Origin of the sequence: Anaeromyxobacter terrae (genome assembly GCF_022690685.1) — a bacterium.
Taxonomy (GTDB): Bacteria; Myxococcota; Myxococcia; order Myxococcales; family Anaeromyxobacteraceae; genus Anaeromyxobacter; species Anaeromyxobacter terrae.
In genome coordinates this window covers 1-16,454 of sequence record NZ_JALCYY010000085.1, presented here as the reverse complement: position 1 = coordinate 16,454, position 16,454 = coordinate 1, and the positions used below count along the sequence as shown (strand labels likewise).

Below are 16,454 nucleotides of genomic sequence, written 5' to 3'. Positions count from 1 at the left end.
GGCTCGCGCGGCCGCGCGCCGGCCACGACGCCTCCGGCCGCGGGCTCGCCGGCGTGTGGGCGCGGCTCCGCGCCGGCCTCGGCGCGGCGCACGAGCCGCGCGCGCTCGGCAAGTCGTTCCTGTGGGGGATCGCCGGCTGGGGCGCGGAGCTCCTCGTCGCCTGGTTCTCGCTCGCAGCGCTCGAGCTCCCGACCACGCTCGAGCTCGCGGCGCTCCTCGTCGTGGCGACCACCGCGGCGAACGTGATCTCGCTCTCGCCCGGGAACGCAGGTCCCTTCGAGGCGGCCGCCGCGCTCGTCGTGGCCGGCCTCGGAGTCCACGCCGCCCCGGCGCTCGCGTTCGCGCTGCTCTACCACGCCGCCCACCTCCTCCCGATGTTCGCCCTCGGGGCGATCGCGCTGGCGCGCGAGGCGCGCGAGCCGCGCGAGCCGCGCGCGGCGGACGCAGTGGACGCGGCGGTAGACGCGCACGAGCGGCGCGCCACGGGCACCTGACCGCCCGCCCGAAGCGCGGTAGAAGTACGCCTCGCCGAGGAGCTCGACCGATGCCCCGCTCCGCCACGCCTCGCCGCAACGCCGCCGCGCCCCGCCGCGCCCAGCCCCGGCCCGCCCGCGAGGACGGCGCGCGGGTTCGCTCTGGCCTCGACGCGCTCGCGCGGAGCCGCTTCAGGCAGCTCCGCGGCCGGCGCGTCGGGCTCGTGTGCAACCCGACCGCGGTCACCGCCGAGCTCGTCCACGCGGCGGACCTCCTCCACGGCGCGCCGGGCGTCGAGCTCGCCGCGCTGTTCGGGCCCGAGCACGGCGTCCGCGGCGACGCGCAGTACATGGCGGCGGTGGGCGGGGAGCGCGACGCGCGCACGGGAGTGCCGGTCCACTCGCTCTACGGCGAGCGGCCGAGCTCGCTCAAGCCCTCGCCGGAGGCGCTCGAGGGCCTCGACGCGCTCGTGTTCGACATCCAGGACGTGGGCGCCCGCTACTACACGTACCAGGCGACGATGATGCTCTGCATGGAGGCGGCCGCCGACGCGCGCGTGCCGTTCGTCGTGCTCGACCGCCCGAACCCGATCGGCGGCGTGCTCGTCGAGGGGCCGCGGCTCGCCCCCGGGTTCGAGAGCTTCTGCGGCCTGCACGATCTCGCGCCGCGCCACGGGATGACGGTGGGCGAGCTGGCGCTCCTCTTCCGCGCCGAGCGGAAGCTCGAGCTCGACCTCGAGATCGTCCCCTGCGAGGGCTGGCGGCGCGGGGCGACGTTCCGCGACACGGGGCTGCCGTGGGTGTTCCCGTCGCCGAACATGCCGACGCCGGAGACCGCACTCGTCTACCCGGGGATGTGCCTCCTCGAGGGCACGAACCTCTCCGAGGCGCGCGGCACGACCCGGCCGTTCGAGCTGTTCGGCGCGCCGTGGCTCGACGCGCACCGGCTCGCCGAGGACCTCGCCCGCGAGCGGCTCCCCGGCGTGCGTTTCCGGCCGGCGAGCTTCGTGCCGACATGGGACAAGCACGCGGGGGTCCGGTGCCACGGCGTCGAGCTGTTCGTCACCGACGCGGCGCGCTTCCAGGCGTTCCGCACCGGGCTCGCCTGCGTGCTCCACGCGCGGGCGCAGGACCCGGCGCGGTTCGCCTGGCGCACCGAGCCCTACGAGTTCGTCTCGGACGTGCCCGCGTTCGACCTGCTCTGCGGCTCGGCGCGCGAGCGCGAGGGGATCGAGGCGGGCGCGACCGTCGCGGAGCTGGCGCGCGCGTACGCCCCCGAGGAGCGGGCGTTCGCGCGACGGCGCGCGGCCTACCTCCGCTACGCCGGCTGAGGTAGGCTCCGCCCGGGCTTCCCGGGACGGGGTGGGCGAGGAGGGCGACTCGTGAAGATCGGGCTGGCGAGCGACACGCACGGAAACCTCGACGCGCTCCTCCGCGCCTTCGAGCTCTTCGAGCGCGCCGACGCGGAGCAGGTCTTCTTCCTCGGCGGGCGCCACGCGGACGTGGACGGCGTCCTCGCCCGGCGCCGCCGCGGGACGCCCGACCCGCTCGCGGCTCGCATCGTGCGCGTCGCGAGCCGCGCCTGTCCGGAGGCCGCGAGCGGCGAGGCGCCCACGACGCACGTCGACCTCGTCGAGGGCCGGATCTGCTGCCTCGTGCACGACAAGGCGGACCTCTCCCGGGACGACATCGCGAACGCCTCGGTGTTCTTCCACGGGAACAGCGCGCGGGCCGCGGTCGTGCAGATCGGCCCGCGCTGCTTCGTGACCCCCGGCCACCTGCGCGCCGGCGCGCTCGCGGAGGCGCCTGCGACGTTCGGCATGGTCGAGCTCACCGAGCGCGACGTCGTCCTCACCGTCTACTCGGCGGAGGGGGCGGAGCTGCGCAAGGAGCGCTGCGCGCCGGCGGCGCAGGGCCGGATGTCGGTGAAGTGATGGCGAGGCGGCCGCCGGGCGGGGCGCGGGCGCGCGCGGGGGGAGGGCGGGCGGTCGCGATCCTCGGCGGCTCGTTCAACCCGCCCCACGTCGCGCACCTCATGGCCGCCTACTGGGCGCTCGCGACGCAGGACGTCTCGGAGGTCTGGCTCCTCCCCGCGTTCCGTCACCCCTTCGGCAAGGCGCTCGCGCCCTTCGAGGACCGCGTCCGGATGTGCGAGCTCGCCGCGCGCGCGATCCGCGGCGTGGGCGTGTGCACCGCCGAGGCGGAGCTCGCGAAGGATCCCCTCGTCGGGAAGACCGCGCGCACGCTCGAGCACCTCCAGGCGAAGCACCCCGAGCACCGCTTCACGCTCGTGGTCGGCGCGGACATCCTGCCGGACACGGACAAGTGGTACCGGTGGGACCGCGTCCAGGAGCTCGCGCGCATCGTGGTCGTCGGGCGCGAGGGCTATCCGCCCGTCGCGGGCGCGCCCACGCTCCCGGCGATCTCGTCCACGCTCGTGCGCGAGCGGATCGCCCGCGGAGAGGACGTGTCCGGGCTGGTCGCGCGGAGCGTGCGGGAGTACGTCGAGGAGAAGGGGCTGTATCGGTGAGGCGGACCCCGACCTCGACCTCGACCCCGACCCTCAGCGCACGAACGCGGTGATCCACCCCGCCGCCGCTCCGCCCGCGACGAGCCACGCCGAGTTCACCCGGTAGCGAACGAGGAGGAGCGCCGCGACCGCGCCGATCGCGACGGAGGGGAGGCTCGCGAGCGCGTCGCGCGCGAGCTGGAACGTCACGACCGCCATGAGCGCGAGCGAGGCGGCGTTTACGCCGTCGAGGAACGCGCTCGCCCCCCTGGACGCGCGCAGGCGCGGCACGAGCGGACCCGAGAGCGCGACGAGCAAGAAGGCCGGCAGGAAGATGCCGACCGTGGCGGCCGCGGCGCCGGCCGGTCCGGCGACGAGGTAACCGACGAACGTCGCGGTGGTGAAGACCGGGCCGGGCGTGACCTGGCCGACGGCGATCGCGTCGAGGAGCTGGGCGTCGGTGAGCCAGCCGAGCCGCTGGACGAGGTCCGCGCGGAGGAAGGCGAGCAGCACGTAGCCCGAGCCGTAGAGGACCGCGCCGATCTTCACGAACACGGCGAACAGGCCGGCCGCGGTCGCAGGCGCGGCCGGGGCCGTCGCGAGGGCGAGCGGCGTGGCCGCGGCGCCGAGCGCCGGCGCGGCGACGCAGGCGAGGCCGGGCGGGCGGAGGACTCGCAGCGCGGAGAGGACTCCCGCCCCGAGGAGGACGAGGAGCTCGTTCGCGCCGAGGAGCGTCGCGGCGATGGCGACGGCGACGAGCGCGGCTTCACCCGCCTTCCCGCGGGCGTCGAAGCTCGGCCGGAGGACCACCGTGCGCGCGAACCGGACGAGCGCGTCCGCGACCACGACGAGGACGACCGGCTTCACCCCCGCGAGGATGGCCGCGACGTCAGGGAGGGCGCCGAAGCGCGCGTAGGCCCAGGCGAGCGCGCCCACCATGAGCGCGGCCGGCACGATGAAGCAGGCGCCCGCGACGAGGAGCCCCGGGAAGCCCGCCCTCACGTAGCCCAGGTGGATGGCGAGCTCGGTCGAGTTCGGGCCGGGGATGAGGTTCGCCGCCCCGAGGAGATCGAGGAACCGCTCGCGGGTCACCCACCCGCGCCGCCGGACGAGCTCGTCCTCCATGAGGGCGACGTGGGCGGCGGGCCCGCCGAAGGCGGTCGCCCCGAGGCGGGTGAAGACTCGGGCGACCTCGAGGAGCGCGGCGCGCCGGGAGGTGGGGGCGGGGTTCACGCCTGGAGTGTTGCGGCGGGCCCGCGCGCGGTCAAACTCCGTCCATGCCCGAGTCCCTCCGCACGCGCCTGCAGCGCTTCGGCTTCAACCTCTTCCCCGCGTACCGCGGGACCGGCGGGCGGGTGGCCTTCATCGCGCACGACTGGCGCGAGGTGCGGGTGGAGCTGCCGCTCTCGCGCCGGACGCGCAACTACGTGGGCACGATCTTCGGCGGGTCGATGTACGGGGCGGTCGATCCCATCTACATGCTGATGCTCATCCGCTGCCTGGGCGCCGGGTACGTCGTCTGGGACAAGGCGGCCACCATCCGCTTCCTCCGGCCGGGGCGCTCCACGCTCCAGGCGAGGTTCACGCTGCCCGTCGAGGAGACCGACGCGATCCGGAGCGCGCTCGAGACGGAGCGCTCCGTGGACCGGGTCTACACCGTCGAGCTCGTGGACGGGCAGGGGACCGTCTGCGCGGCGGTGGAGAAGACCCTGTACGTGCGGCGCCGCGAGAGCGCCCGCTGACGGTCAGCCGCGCGCCGCGCGCGAGATGGTGAGGTCGCCTGCGCGGTCGACGTCGACGAGCGCGACGTCGCCCGGGGCGAGCTCGCCGGCGAGGATCTTCTCGGCGAGCGGGGCCTCGACGTGCCGCTGGATGGCGCCGCGCATCGGACGGGCGCCGAGCGCGGCGTCGAAGCCGCCGTTCTCGACGAGGAACGCGATGGCCTCTTCGGTGGCGTCGAAGCGGATCTTCCGCTCGGCCTGGAGCCGGCGGGAGGAGTCGGCGAGCAGGAGCCGCGCGACCTCGGCCACGTCGGCGCGCGAGAGCGGGGAGAACGAGACGCGCTCGTCGAGCCGGTTCCAGAGCTCGGGCGGCACGCCGCCGCGGGCGGCCTGGAGCACGCGATCCGCGCGGGGCAGGGCGCGCTCGACGGCGCCGAACCCCATCGCGCCGGTGGAGGTGCGCGTCGCCTCCTCGGCGCCGAGGTTCGAGGTGAGGATGACGACCGTGTTCGAGAAGTCGACCTGGCGGCCGCGGCCGTCCGTGAGCCGTCCCTCCTCCAAAATCTGCAGGAGCAGCATCTGCACGTCGCGGTGCGCCTTCTCGATCTCGTCGAGCACGACCACCGAGGCCGGCCGGCGGCGGACCGCGTCGGTGAGCTGACCGCCCTCGCCGTAGCCGACGTAGCCGGGCGCGGCGCCGACGAGGCGCGCGACCCCGGTGGTCTCGGCGCACTCGCTCATGTCGAGCTGGACGAGCGCGTCGCGCGCGCCGTAGAGCGCGTCGGCGAGCGCGCGGGCGAGCTCGGTCTTCCCGACGCCGGTCGGGCCGAGGAACAGGAACGAGCCCATGGGCCGGCGGGTCGCGAAGCCGGCGAAGTTGCGCTTCAGCACCGCGGCGACGCGCGCGATGGCGTCGGCGTGGCCGACGACCCGCGCGCGCAGCGCCGCCTCGAGGCCGAGGATCCGCTCGCGGTCGGAGGCGAGCAGGCGCGACTCCGGGATCCCCGCCATCTTCGCGACGGTGCGGGCGACGTCCGCGGCGTCCACCTCCGCCGCGCCCGCGCGCGAGGCGCGGGAGCCGGCGAGGTCGAGCGCCGCGACCGCCTTGTCGGGGAGGAAGCGGTCCGTGACGTAGCGGGCCGAGAGCGAGGCCGCGGCCTCGAGCGCGCCCTCCGCGAAGCGCACGCGGTGGTGCTTCTCGTAGCGCGGCGCGAGCCCGCGCAGGATGGTGACCGTGTCCGGGATGGACGGCTCGCGCACGAGCACCGGCGTGAAGCGGCGCTCGAGCGCGGGATCCTTCTCGATGTGCTGGCGGTACTCGTCGTGGGTCGTCGCGCCGATGCAGGGGAACTCGCCGCGCCCGAGCGCCGCCTTGAGCTCGTTCGCCGCGTCCTGCGGCCCCTCGCCCGTGGCCCCCGCGCCCATGAGCGTGTGGATCTCGTCGATGAAGACCACCACCCGGCCGGCGGCGCTGCGCACCTCCTCCTGGATCCCGAGGAGCTTCTCCGAGAACGCGCCGCGGAGCTGCGTCCCGGCGACCACGCTCGCCATGTCGATCTCGACGACGACGCGGTCGCGCGCGCTCGCGAGCAGCCGCTGCGCGATCCCCTCGACGATGGCGGTCTTGCCGACGCCGGGCTCGCCGACGAGGAGCGGATTGTTCGTGCGGCGCTTGCCGAGGACGTCGATCGCCTCCTCGACCTCGTGCTCGCGGCCGACGAGCGGATCGAGCCGGCCCGAGGCGGCGAGCTCGGTCAGGTTCCGCCCGAGCTGCGACAGCCAGGGGAACTCCTTGGGATCGAGGGCGTGCGGGGAGCGGCGGGCGCGAGGCGCGGCGGACGTAGGGGTCGCGGTCGGCGTCGCGGTGGGGCTCGCAGGCGGGGTCGTCCCTCGACTGCGCGTGTCCGCTGCCGCGGACACGCTTCGCTCGGGACGAGCGGCCTCCCGCTCCGTCGAGGTCGCGTCTCCGATCGCCTGCTCCAGATCCCCATCGAGCTCGGCGTCTCGCCTCGGATCCGCGGCGCGCCCGCGCGGCTCGCTCCGCCGCGGCGGGACGATCGGCTGCGGCGGGCGCACCTGCACCGGCTGCAGCTCGCGGAGCCGGCGCGGCATGCGCGCGGTGAAGTAGGAGAGGGCGACGTTCCGCAGGGTCGAGAGCTGGAGCCCGCACGCGCCGAGGAGCTGATGCGCGGCGCTCGCGCGGACGCGGCCCATGGCGATGAGGAGGTGCAGGCAGTCGACCTCCTCCGCCCCGACCGACTCCGCGACCTCGCGCGACCGCTCGCGCAGGTCGCGCAGGACGCCCTCGGGCTCCTTGGGCTTCCCGGTCATCGTCGCGAGGATCCGGTCCTCGTCGATGCCCCGCTCCTTGAGGAGGATCTCGGCCCGGTTCGGGACGGTGAAGAAGGCGAGGAGCTGGTGCGCGCTCGTGAGCTTCTGGTTGACGCTCGCCGCGATGTCAGCGGCTTCCGCGATGACCTGCGCCAGCTCCATCGACTCGATGACGGGGGGCATTCGGCGGGACGATGCGATATCGGCCCGAAGGGGTCAATTTTCCCGCCGATCCGCTATGTTTGACCGGCATGCGCCGCCTCCTCGCCGCCTCGGTCCTGCTCCTCGCCGCCTGCCGCACCGCGGCGCCGCCCGCCCTCGTCACCGAGCGCCAGCCGCCGCTCGTCGCCACCCCACCGGCCCCGCCCGTCCCCCCGCCCGCGCCCATCCCCGAGCCGCGCATCGCGCTCGTCCTCGGCGGGGGCGCGGCGCGCGGCTTCGCCCACATCGGCGTCATCCGCGTCCTCGAGCAGGAGCGCATCCCCGTGTCGCTCGTCGTCGGGACGAGCGTCGGGAGCCTCATCGGCGCGCTGTACGCGAGCCACAAGGACAGCTTCGAGCTCGAGTGGACCGCGTTCCAGCTCGACCGGGACGACCTCTTCGACTTCGGCCTCGTGAACGCCGTCGTCGGGATGGGCTACGCCAAGGGCGAGAAGCTCGAGAAGTTCGTCCGCGAGAGCGTGAAGCAGCGGGACATCGAGCAGCTCCGCGTCCCGTTCGCTGCCGTGGCCGCCGACCTGAACTGGGGCCAGACGGTGGTGCTCGACAAGGGCTCCGTGGCGCGGGCGGTGCGGGCGTCGTCGGCGATCCCCGGCGTGTTCGAGCCGGTCGAGCACCAGGGCAAGCTCCTCGTCGACGGCGGCGTGGTCGACAACATCCCCATCGACGTCGCGAAGGCGAAGGGGGCGGACCTCGTCATCGCGGTGGACATCGGCGCCGACGTCGGGAACACCAACATCAAGAACGTCGTGGACGTCATCCTCCAGGCGTCCGACATCATGTTCGCCGTGAACGTCGGGTTCCGGCGGCAGGGCGCGGACGTGCTCGTCCAGCCGAAGGTGGGCGGCGTCGGCATGCTCGACTTCACGAAGAAGAAGGAGTGCATGCTCGCCGGCATCCAGGCGACGCGCGACGCGATGCCGCGGATCCGCGCCGCGATCGATCAGTGGAAGGCGCGCAAGGCGCTCGAGGGGCGGCCGCGCGGCTGACCCCGGCCGGCGCCTCGCGCGTCGCACCCCCGGGCGGACCCCTTCCGGCGTGCACCCGCGCGCCGGGGCGAGCGTAGGCTCCCCTCGGGAGGTGCGTCATGACCGAGAAGACGCCGCTGCCGCCGCCGCGGGACCTGCTCGTCCGCGCCGCGGATCGCGTCCGGCTCCAGGAGGAGTCCGCCCGTCACCCCTGGAACCCGAAGTCGGAGATCCACGGCTACATGCTGGGCCGGAGGACCGGGCTCACGCGCGTCGGGGTGAACCTGCTCCGCGTCCCGCCGGGCAAGGAGTCGTTCGTCTTCCACCGCCACCTGCGCGAGGAGGAGTTCGCCTTCGTCCTGTCCGGCAAGGGCGTCGTGGACATCGGCGACGAGACGTTCGAGATCGGTCCGGGGGACTTCCTCGGGTTCCCGGCGGGCGGTCATCCCCACAACATCCGGAACACCGGCACCGAGGACCTCGTCTACCTCTCGGGCGGCGAGAACCGCCAGGCCGACTTCGCTGAGTTCCCGCGGGACGGCAAGGTCATGGTGCGCATCGGCCGGGACGTGACGATCTACCCGTCTGCTCTCGGCGAGCCGTTCTGGCCGGCGACGCCGGCCGCGGAGGGGGAGTGATCGCGCCGCGAGCGCGGCCAGGGGTGTGATCCGTCGCGGTCGGGTTTGGTTCTGGCCGACATCGCCGCGGGCGAGGTCACCGTGGCGCGCCGCCGGGACGGGACCTCACGTCCTCGGCGGGCCACGATGGACGGGGACAAGGTACGGGGGGCGGTGCCGTCCGCCAGACGCCGCCGGCAACGCGGGGCTGCGGGCGGGAGCTGCGCATGGGCGAGGGCGCCGTGGCCAACCGCGTTGCATTGCGGTCCGTGGGTCGGGGCGGTGCCTACCGAGTCCAGTGGCCCGCCTGCGGGCGCGAGGTCCCGCCACGTAGGGCGGCGCGCTGCGGGCGGGGTGAGTGGGCGGTTCGGCGCGAGGGGATCGGGCGGTCGAGGTCGGGGTCGAGGTCGAGGTCGGGGAGGTCGGGGTCGAGGTCGAGGTCGGGGTCGGGGTCGGGGTCGGGGTCGAGGTCGAGGTCGGGATCGGGATCGGGATCGGGATCGACGTCGGGATCGAGGTCGAGGTCGCAACGATGCCGCTTGGCCGCGACCTGGATCGAGCGGCTCGGCTGGGATATGAGCGCCCCCATGCCCGCGCCCTCCCGCTTCGACGCCCAGTATTACCGCCGCTTCTACGGCGGGCCCGGCAAGACCCACTCCGCGAGCGAGGTCGCCCGCCTCGCGGCGGGCGTCGATGGGATCGCCGCGTGGCTCGGCGTCGAGATCCGCTCCGTGCTCGACGTCGGCGCCGGGACCGGGCTGTGGCGCAGCTGGTTCCGCCGCCACCGGCGCGAGGTGAGATACCGCTCGATCGAGGTCTCACCCTACGCGTGCGAGCGCTACGGCCACGAGCTGCGCGACATCTCCCGCTGGCGCGCGCGAGAGCAGTTCGACCTCGTCGTGTGCCACAGCGTGCTCCAGTACCTCGACGACGCCGCCGCGGCGCGCGCGCTCGACAACATCGGCCGGATGTGCCGAGGCCTCCTCTACCTCGAGGTCGTCACGAGGGCCGATTTCCCGATCCTCGATCTCGAGAAGTCCGATACGCGCATGGACCTGCGCACCGGCCACTGGTACCGGGCCCACCTCGGGCGCCATTTCTTCCAGATCGGCGCGGGGCTGTGGGGCTCGCGGAAGAGCCCGATCCAGCTGTTCGATCTCGAGGGCCCGGGCGCGCTGGAGAGCCGGCGCTAGCCCGTACGTCGAGCTTCGCTCGGCGGGGCGGGGACGCAGCCCGCTGGGGGGGGCCCCGCCGCGAAGCGACGGGGAGGGACGCAGTCCCTCCCGGCGGGGAACGGTCGCGAACCCGCGAAGCGGGCGCGACCGTTCACGGGCCCCGCCGCGCAGGGGTGGGGCCCCGACGAGCTTTGCTCGGCGGGGCGGGGGCGCAGCCCCCGTCAGATCAATTCAATCCAGCCCACGCGCCCACAGCTCGTCCTCGTCGAGCCCGAGGAAGTGCCCGACCTCGTGGACGAGCGTCACCCCGATCTGCTCGATGAGCTCGTCGCGGCTGCGCGCGAAGCGCTCGAGGTTCTTCTGGAAGAGGACGATGGACGAGGGCAGGTGGCTCCAGGGATCCATCGAGACCTTCTGGCCGTACGGTGCCCCGCGGAAGAGGCCCAGGATGGCGGGCGAGAGGGGCGGGTCCGAGGCGCGGAGGTCGTCGTCACCCGGCAAGTCCTCGACCGTGATCGCGACGTTCGAGAGGTAACGGCGGACCTGCTCCGGGATCGCGGCGAGCGCGGCCTCGACCGCCTCGTCGAACGCGGGCGGCGAGAGCGCGATCGGCTCCGGGAAGCCCTCCGGATCGAGCCTTCGCGCGCGCGCGAACCGGCGCCGCGCATCGTCGGTCGCGCCCTGCCGCTCGGCGACGAGGCCGAGGTGGTGCTGTGTCCAGGGCTCGTCGGGATCGAGCGCCTCGGCGCGGAGGAGCACCGCGCGCGCCTCGTCGAACCGGCAGAGCTCGTAGAGCGCGAACCCCTGCTCGACCTTCACCTCGATGGCGTCCGGCAGGGCCGCCTCCGCCTCGGAGAGCTTCTCGAGCGCGGCGCGTGACTCGCCGAGCTCGTTCAGCCCCGCGCCCTCGAGCCAGGCGAACTCCCCGACGAGCGCGGCGTCGCCCGCCTTCCGCGCGAGCTTCGCGCCGCGCCGGGCGAGCTCGAGGCCGCGCTCGACGAGCTCGCGGTCGCCGTCGTCCTCCCCCAGGCGGTTCACGTGGAAGTCCGCCGCGCCGAGGAGCAGGTCGAGGTCGTCCTTGCCCACCGCGAGCGCCGCCTCGTACGCCGCGCGCGCATCCTCGAGGCGCCCGAGCTCGGCGAGGGCGGCGGCGCGGTACTGCAGCGCGCCCACGCTCCGGGGCGACGCGCGGAGCGCCTCCTCGGCGCGCGCGATGGCGTCCTCGAAGCGGCCGTCCTCGAAGGCGTCGCCGGCGGCCTCGACGAGCGCCTCCCCGGGATCCGGGCGGGCAGGGGACATGGTCAGCGCTCCTCTCGGCCGTGGCTCACGGGCGCGGCAGTAACGGTCGGGCGGACGCCTGTCAAACCCGGCTCCCCCGCGAGGGGACGGCGGGTGTTCACCCGGAGAGCAGTCGGCGGCGCGGCCCGGGAGCCCGCTTGACCGAGGTCCGCTCGCGGTTATCTTAGCGGCCGCCCGGGGTGACTGCCAGCGCGCAGACCGGTTGAATTCTGCGAAACCACACGGATTTTCGACAAAGGAGCCTTCGCCATGCCGGCCAAGGAGATCGCATTCCACCAGGGGGCCCGCGAGGCCATCCTCCGCGGCGTCCAGACGCTCGCCGAGGCGGTCGCGGTGACGCTCGGCCCGAAGGGGCGCAACGTCGTCATCGAGAAGAGCTTCGGCTCTCCGACCATCACGAAGGACGGCGTCACGGTCGCGAAGGAGGTCGAGGTCGAGCCCAAGTTCGAGAACATGGGCGCTCAGATGGTCCGCGAGGTCGCGTCCCAGACCTCGGACAAGGCGGGCGACGGCACCACCACCGCGACCGTGCTCGCGCGCGCGATCTACGAGGAGGGCCTGAAGCTCGTCGCCGCCGGCCACAACCCCATGGACCTGAAGCGCGGCATCGATCGAGCCGTCGAGGTCATCGTCGCCGAGCTCAAGAAGCTCTCGAAGCCGACGCAGGGCAAGAAGGACATCGCCCAGGTCGGCACCATCTCCGCGAACGGGGACGAGACGATCGGCAACATCATCGCCGAGGCGATGGAGAAGGTGGGCAAGGAGGGCGTCATCACCGTCGAGGAGGCGAAGGGCCTCGAGACGACGCTCGAGGTGGTCGAGGGCATGCAGTTCGATCGCGGCTACGCCTCGCCCTACTTCGTCACGAACCCGGATCGCATGGAGGCCGTGCTCGAGGACCCGTACATCCTCATCACCGAGAAGAAGATCTCGGCGATGGCGGACCTCATCCCGTTGCTGGAGCAGGTCGCCCGCTCCGGCAAGCCGCTCCTCATCATCGCCGAGGACGTCGATGGCGAGGCGCTCGCCACGCTCGTCGTGAACAAGCTGCGCGGCACGCTGCACGTGGCGGCGGTGAAGGCGCCCGGCTTCGGCGATCGCCGCAAGGAGATGCTGAAGGACGTCGCGACGCTCACCGGCGGGAAGGTCGTCGCCGAGGAGCTGGGCCTCAAGCTCGAGCAGCTCGGGCTCGAGGATCTCGGCCGCGCGAAGCGCATCACGATCGACAAGGACAACACCACGATCGTCGACGGCGAGGGCAAGCGCGCGGACATCGAGGCGCGCATCAAGCAGATCCGCGCCCAGATCGAGGAGACCACCTCCGACTACGACCGCGAGAAGCTCCAGGAGCGGCTCGCGAAGCTCGTGGGCGGCGTCGCGGTGATCAACGTCGGCGCGGCCACCGAGACGGAGATGAAGGAGAAGAAGGCCCGCGTCGAGGACGCGCTCCACGCGACCCGCGCGGCCGTCGAGGAGGGCATCGTCCCCGGCGGCGGCGTCGCCTACCTCCGTTCCCTCCAGGCGCTCAAGAAGCTCGATCTCCCCGAGGGCGATCAGCGCTTCGGCGTCGCCATCGTCCAGAAGGCGCTCGAGTACCCGGCGCGCCGCATCGCCGAGAACGCCGGCTGGGACGGCGCCGTCGTCGTCGCGAAGATCAACGACGGCAAGGGCGCCCACGGCTTCAACGCGGCGACCGAGGTGTTCGAGGACCTCGTGAAGGCGGGCGTCATCGATCCCACCAAGGTCTCCCGCACCGCGCTCCAGAACGCCTCGTCGGTCGCGAGCCTGCTCCTCACCACCGAGGCGATGGTGGCCGAGAAGCCGAAGAAGAAGGCCGCGGCCGCGCCGGGCGGCGGGATGGGCGGCATGGAGGACATGGACTACTGATCTGACGGGGGCTGCGCCCCCGCCCCCCCCCCCCGCGCGGGGGGGGGGCCCCCCCCCGGCTCGGCGGGGCCCGTGAACGGTCGCGCCCGCTTCGCGGGTGCGCGACCGTTCCCCGCCGGGAGGGACTGCGTCCCTCCCCGTCGCTCCGCGACGGGGCCCCTCCCTGCGGACTGCGCTCTCGCCCCGCCGACGGCTGACCGCCGTCGTCGGGGCCTTCCGCGGCGAGCGGCTCGGGTCTCCGAACCTCCCGGATTCGCTGGGGTGACGCGAAGCGCCTTGACGGTCCGTCACTCCTCCGGTATGTACCGCGATCACGGGACGCGGCGTCGGGAGAGAGGCCGCGCCTCCGGATGACGAGGGCAACCGCTACTACGCGCTCTGCCGGGCGGAAACTGGGTGTCGTCGTCAGCGGGGCCAAGGGCAAGCGCTCTTGGCCCCGTTTTTTTTCATGATCAGGCGCGCTCGCCGGCCGGCACCGGCGGCAGGTCCTTCGAGGCCATGTACACGACGTTCCGGTTCGAGCGCTTCCCGCGGTACATCGCGCGGTCGGCGAGGTCGAGCAGCTCCGCCTTCGCGGACGCGTGCTCCGGGTAGCTCGCGAGGCCGATCGAGGCGGTGACGCGGACGCGCTGGCCCTCGTGGGAGAGGAACCGGTGGTCCTCGATCGCGCGGCGGATACGCTCCGCGACCTTGAGCGCCCCGCCCGAATCGATGCCGGCGAGGATGACGACGTACTCGTCGCCGCCGTAGCGGACGACGACGTCCTCCTCGCGCACGCACGCGCGCAGGACGCGCCCGACCTCGACGAGCAGGCGCGAGCCGGAGAGGTGCCCGTGCTGGTCGTTCACGGCCTTGAAGTGATCGAGGTCCATGAACAGGACCGAGAAGGCCCTGCCGCCGCCGAGCTCGCGCTGGAGCGCCACCTCGAGGTAGCGCGTGTTGTAGAGGTGGGTGAGGTCGTCGAGGTAGGCGAGGTGCTCGACCTTCCGCAGGCGGCCGAGGTTCGTGAGCGCGAGGCCGAGGTGGCGCGCCAGGAACGCGGCGCCCTCGGCGCACTCCTCCGAGAGCGGTCCCGTGACGAGCACCGCCGCCGCGCCGAGCACCTCGCCCTCGTCGGCGACCGGTACGCAGACCACCCGATCGTGCCCGTCCGGCCCCACGCCGGCCGGCGCGCGCGCCTCGACCGCGTGCTCGCGCCCGAGCGCGGCGAGCGCGGGCCGGATCGCCTCGAGCACCGCCTCCGCCTCACGCCGCTCGAGCCCGTGCGCGCCGGCGAGGCTCCAGCCGCCGGCCGCGGGCTCGAGGAGCGCGCACGCGGGCGTCACGCACTGCGCGGAGAGCGCCGCGAGCGCCATCGGCACGAGGCGCTCGCGGTCGAGCGTGCCCGCGATGCGCTGCCCGGTCTCGAACAGCCTGAGGTGCTCGCGCAGCGAGCGGTTCTCGGCGAGCACCTCGCGCATGGACAGGCAGCGCTGCACCGCCACCTGGAGCTGCTCGGGCGTCACCGGCTTCACGAGGTAGTCGCTCGCGCCCGCGCGCATGGCGCGGACGGCCGGGTCGACCTTGTCGAGCGCGGTGATGACGATGACGCCGATGCCGGGATCGAGCTGCTTCGCGGCGTCGAGGAGCTCGAGACCGTCCTGGGGGCCGGGCAGGATGACGTCGGTGAGGAGGACGTCGAAGCGGCGCCGCGCGAGCTGCCCGAGCGCCGTGTCCGCGCCGTCCGCGACCTCGACGTCGTAGCCCGCCGCGCGGAGGTAATCCGCGTACACGGTGCGCGCGAATCGCTCGTCGTCGACGAGGAGGACGGCGTGTCCCATGGGTCTTCATCGTATCATGAGGCCCGTGGGCTCCCTCGCGTCCGATCGCAAGGCGCTGCTCTTCTCCGCGGGCGGCGTGCGGCTCGCGCTCCGGCTCGGGCACGTGCGGGAGATCCTCGCCGTGCCGCCCGACGCGGGGGAGGTGAGCGTTCGCGGCGAGCCCGTGCCGACCGCCTTCGTCTCGACCGTGCTCGGGCTCGCGGCAGGCGGCTCCGGCTTCGCCCTCGTGACCGAGGGGCCCGCGCGCGTCGCGCTGCGCGTCGAGGCGCTGCACGGGATCGTCGATCTCGCCGAGGCGGAGGTGTTCCAGCTCCCGGGGCGCACGCCGCTCCCGCAGCCGGCGCCGTTCGCCGGCGCGATCGTCGCGCGCGGCGAGCTCGCGCTCGAGCTCGCGGTCTCGACGCTGGGCTTCGCGCCGCTCGAGCCGGCGGAGGAGCTGCCGCCACCCGACGGCGGCCTCGGCGCCGGGACGGAGCGGGAGCTCCGCTTCTGCCGGAGCGGGCGCACCTACGCGGTCCCGATGTCGATGCTCGTCCAGATCCTCGAGGCGCCGCGCGTCGCGAAGGTCCCGCTCACTCCGCCGTCGCACCGCGGCCTCCTCCACCACGCGCGCGCCCTCCACCCGGTGGTGGACGTGGGCGTCCTCTACGGCGACGCGCCCGCGGCGGAGGGGCGGACCGTGCTGCTCGTCGACGCGGGCGGCGCGGGGGTGGGCGTGGTCGCCGATCGCGTCGTGGGCGTCGCCGAGGGCGGCGACGAGGTCACGCGGCCGCCCTGGGACGCGGTGTTCGGCGTGTAGCGGCGCGGCGCTTCGAGGCGCCGATGTGCGCACCGGTCGATCGTCGCCAGGAGCCCGTAAAGCCTCGCGAATGTTGACATTCGGACGATCGCGGCGTTACTGGTTACGGTCTTTTCTCCCCTCCGCTCCCCGGGATCGCCGATGCCCAAGAACCTGCTCCTCGCGGACGACTCGATCACGATCCAGAAGGTCGTGGGCATCACCTTCGCGAACGAGGACTACCAGGTCGTCGCCGTCGACAACGGGGAGGACGCGATCGCCCGCGCCCGCGAGCTCCGCCCGGACGTCATCCTCGCGGACGTCGTCATGCCGAAGCGGAACGGCTACGAGGTCTGCGAGGCGGTGAAGGCCGACCCGGCGCTCGCGCACATCCCGGTGGTGCTGCTCGCCGGCACGTTCGAGGCGTTCGACGAGGCGCGCGCCCGCAGCGCGCGCGCGGATGGCCATGTCGCGAAGCCGTTCGAGAGCCAGGCGCTCATCAACAAGGTGCGCGAGCTCGTCGAGGGGAAGGCGGCCGTCGCCGCCTCGGCCGCTGTCGCGCCGCGCCCCGTCGTCTCCTCCCCCGCGCCCCGGCCCGCCGCGCCGATGCCCGGCGCCCCGATGCCCGGCGCCCTGGGCACGCGCCCGGGCGCGCCC

16 protein-coding genes are annotated in these 16,454 nt (G+C 74.0%); 11 read left to right on the top strand and 5 right to left on the bottom strand.

Annotated features, from left to right (window positions below; genetic code table 11):
- From MNY62_RS23425 to nadD, 4 genes are all read left to right on the top strand, one after another.
- Positions 1-494: lysylphosphatidylglycerol synthase domain-containing protein (locus tag MNY62_RS23425; RefSeq protein ID WP_242346752.1), on the top strand; the 494-nt coding region annotated here is incomplete at its 5' end.
- A 50-nt stretch (positions 495-544) separates the two neighbouring features.
- Positions 545-1,804, top strand: a complete 1,260-nt coding sequence (locus MNY62_RS23420; protein ID WP_242346751.1) for an exo-beta-N-acetylmuramidase NamZ family protein — start codon at positions 545-547, stop codon at positions 1,802-1,804.
- Positions 1,805-1,855: 51 nt separating this feature from the next.
- A complete protein-coding gene (locus tag MNY62_RS23415) occupies positions 1,856-2,407 on the top strand; it encodes a metallophosphoesterase family protein (protein WP_242346750.1) in 552 nt (183 codons plus the stop codon).
- Positions 2,407-3,003 carry a nicotinate (nicotinamide) nucleotide adenylyltransferase gene (nadD, locus tag MNY62_RS23410; protein ID WP_242346749.1) on the top strand — a complete coding sequence of 199 codons (597 nt, stop codon included), beginning with the start codon at positions 2,407-2,409 and terminating at the stop codon, positions 3,001-3,003. The genes MNY62_RS23415 and nadD overlap by 1 nt, the downstream gene beginning before the upstream one ends.
- Before the next feature lie 33 nt (positions 3,004-3,036).
- Here the strand turns inward: nadD and chrA are convergent, their stop codons facing one another.
- Positions 3,037-4,215: a chromate efflux transporter gene (gene chrA / locus MNY62_RS23405; RefSeq protein WP_242346748.1), complete on the bottom strand. Its 1,179-nt coding sequence runs from the start codon at positions 4,213-4,215 to the stop codon at positions 3,037-3,039.
- Positions 4,216-4,259: 44 nt separating this feature from the next.
- Between chrA and MNY62_RS23400 the strand changes: the two genes are divergently transcribed.
- On the top strand, positions 4,260-4,724 hold the full coding sequence (locus MNY62_RS23400; protein WP_242346747.1) for a DUF4442 domain-containing protein: 465 nt from the start codon (positions 4,260-4,262) through the stop codon (positions 4,722-4,724).
- 3 nt (positions 4,725-4,727) lie between these two features.
- On the opposite strand, the gene MNY62_RS23395 is transcribed toward MNY62_RS23400, so the two are convergent.
- Positions 4,728-7,217 (bottom strand): AAA family ATPase, encoded by a 2,490-nt coding sequence (locus MNY62_RS23395; RefSeq protein ID WP_242346746.1) that lies wholly within the window; start codon positions 7,215-7,217, stop codon positions 4,728-4,730.
- A gap of 68 nt (positions 7,218-7,285) precedes the next feature.
- Between MNY62_RS23395 and MNY62_RS23390 the strand changes: the two genes are divergently transcribed.
- Positions 7,286-8,242 carry a patatin-like phospholipase family protein gene (locus MNY62_RS23390; RefSeq protein WP_279426860.1) on the top strand — a complete coding sequence of 319 codons (957 nt, stop codon included), beginning with the start codon at positions 7,286-7,288 and terminating at the stop codon, positions 8,240-8,242.
- Positions 8,243-8,340: 98 nt separating this feature from the next.
- Complete coding sequence (locus MNY62_RS23385) at positions 8,341-8,859, top strand: cupin domain-containing protein (protein WP_242346745.1); 519 nt, start codon at positions 8,341-8,343, stop codon at positions 8,857-8,859.
- A 265-nt stretch (positions 8,860-9,124) separates the two neighbouring features.
- On the opposite strand, the gene MNY62_RS23380 is transcribed toward MNY62_RS23385, so the two are convergent.
- The gene (locus MNY62_RS23380; RefSeq protein ID WP_242346744.1) at positions 9,125-9,427 is read right to left on the bottom strand and encodes a hypothetical protein; all 303 of its coding nucleotides are present in this window, start codon (positions 9,425-9,427) and stop codon (positions 9,125-9,127) included.
- Here MNY62_RS23380 and MNY62_RS23375 point away from each other — a divergent pair.
- Positions 9,426-10,031, top strand: a complete 606-nt coding sequence (locus MNY62_RS23375) for a methyltransferase domain-containing protein (protein ID WP_242346743.1) — start codon at positions 9,426-9,428, stop codon at positions 10,029-10,031. The two genes, MNY62_RS23380 and MNY62_RS23375, sit on opposite strands and share 2 nt — an antisense overlap.
- A 213-nt stretch (positions 10,032-10,244) precedes the next feature.
- Here MNY62_RS23375 and MNY62_RS23370 read toward each other — a convergent pair whose 3' ends face one another.
- Positions 10,245-11,312: a metallopeptidase family protein gene (locus tag MNY62_RS23370; protein WP_242346742.1), complete on the bottom strand. Its 1,068-nt coding sequence runs from the start codon at positions 11,310-11,312 to the stop codon at positions 10,245-10,247.
- Between the two features lie 249 nt (positions 11,313-11,561).
- Here MNY62_RS23370 and groL point away from each other — a divergent pair, with 249 nt between their 5' ends.
- Positions 11,562-13,199 (top strand): chaperonin GroEL, encoded by a 1,638-nt coding sequence (gene groL / locus MNY62_RS23365; RefSeq protein ID WP_242346741.1) that lies wholly within the window; start codon positions 11,562-11,564, stop codon positions 13,197-13,199.
- A 452-nt stretch (positions 13,200-13,651) separates the two neighbouring features.
- Here the strand turns inward: groL and MNY62_RS23360 are convergent, their stop codons facing one another.
- Entirely contained in the window at positions 13,652-15,019 is a 1,368-nt protein-coding gene (locus tag MNY62_RS23360; protein ID WP_242346740.1) for a GGDEF domain-containing response regulator, read from the bottom strand.
- A 25-nt stretch (positions 15,020-15,044) separates the two neighbouring features.
- Here MNY62_RS23360 and MNY62_RS23355 point away from each other — a divergent pair, with 25 nt between their 5' ends.
- Positions 15,045-15,818: a chemotaxis protein CheW gene (locus MNY62_RS23355; protein ID WP_242346739.1), complete on the top strand. Its 774-nt coding sequence runs from the start codon at positions 15,045-15,047 to the stop codon at positions 15,816-15,818.
- A gap of 141 nt (positions 15,819-15,959) precedes the next feature.
- On the top strand, positions 15,960-16,454 hold a 495-nt coding region (locus MNY62_RS23350), incomplete at its 3' end, for a response regulator (protein ID WP_242346738.1).

What these genes read in the sequence shown, in the direction of transcription:
- MNY62_RS23360 (WP_242346740.1), bottom strand. Translation starts at nt 15,019, where the DNA reads ATGGGACACGCCGTCCTCCTCGTCGACGACGAGCGATTCGCGCGCACC.
- MNY62_RS23385 (WP_242346745.1), top strand. Translation starts at nt 8,341, where the DNA reads ATGACCGAGAAGACGCCGCTGCCGCCGCCGCGGGACCTGCTCGTCCGC.
- MNY62_RS23400 (WP_242346747.1), top strand. Translation starts at nt 4,260, where the DNA reads ATGCCCGAGTCCCTCCGCACGCGCCTGCAGCGCTTCGGCTTCAACCTC.
- MNY62_RS23395 (WP_242346746.1), bottom strand. Translation starts at nt 7,217, where the DNA reads ATGCCCCCCGTCATCGAGTCGATGGAGCTGGCGCAGGTCATCGCGGAA.
- groL (WP_242346741.1), top strand. Translation starts at nt 11,562, where the DNA reads ATGCCGGCCAAGGAGATCGCATTCCACCAGGGGGCCCGCGAGGCCATC.
- MNY62_RS23420 (WP_242346751.1), top strand. Translation starts at nt 545, where the DNA reads ATGCCCCGCTCCGCCACGCCTCGCCGCAACGCCGCCGCGCCCCGCCGC.
- MNY62_RS23370 (WP_242346742.1), bottom strand. Translation starts at nt 11,312, where the DNA reads ATGTCCCCTGCCCGCCCGGATCCCGGGGAGGCGCTCGTCGAGGCCGCC.
- MNY62_RS23390 (WP_279426860.1), top strand. Translation starts at nt 7,286, where the DNA reads ATGCGCCGCCTCCTCGCCGCCTCGGTCCTGCTCCTCGCCGCCTGCCGC.
- MNY62_RS23380 (WP_242346744.1), bottom strand. Translation starts at nt 9,427, where the DNA reads ATGGGGGCGCTCATATCCCAGCCGAGCCGCTCGATCCAGGTCGCGGCC.
- nadD (WP_242346749.1), top strand. Translation starts at nt 2,407, where the DNA reads ATGGCGAGGCGGCCGCCGGGCGGGGCGCGGGCGCGCGCGGGGGGAGGG.
- MNY62_RS23375 (WP_242346743.1), top strand. Translation starts at nt 9,426, where the DNA reads ATGCCCGCGCCCTCCCGCTTCGACGCCCAGTATTACCGCCGCTTCTAC.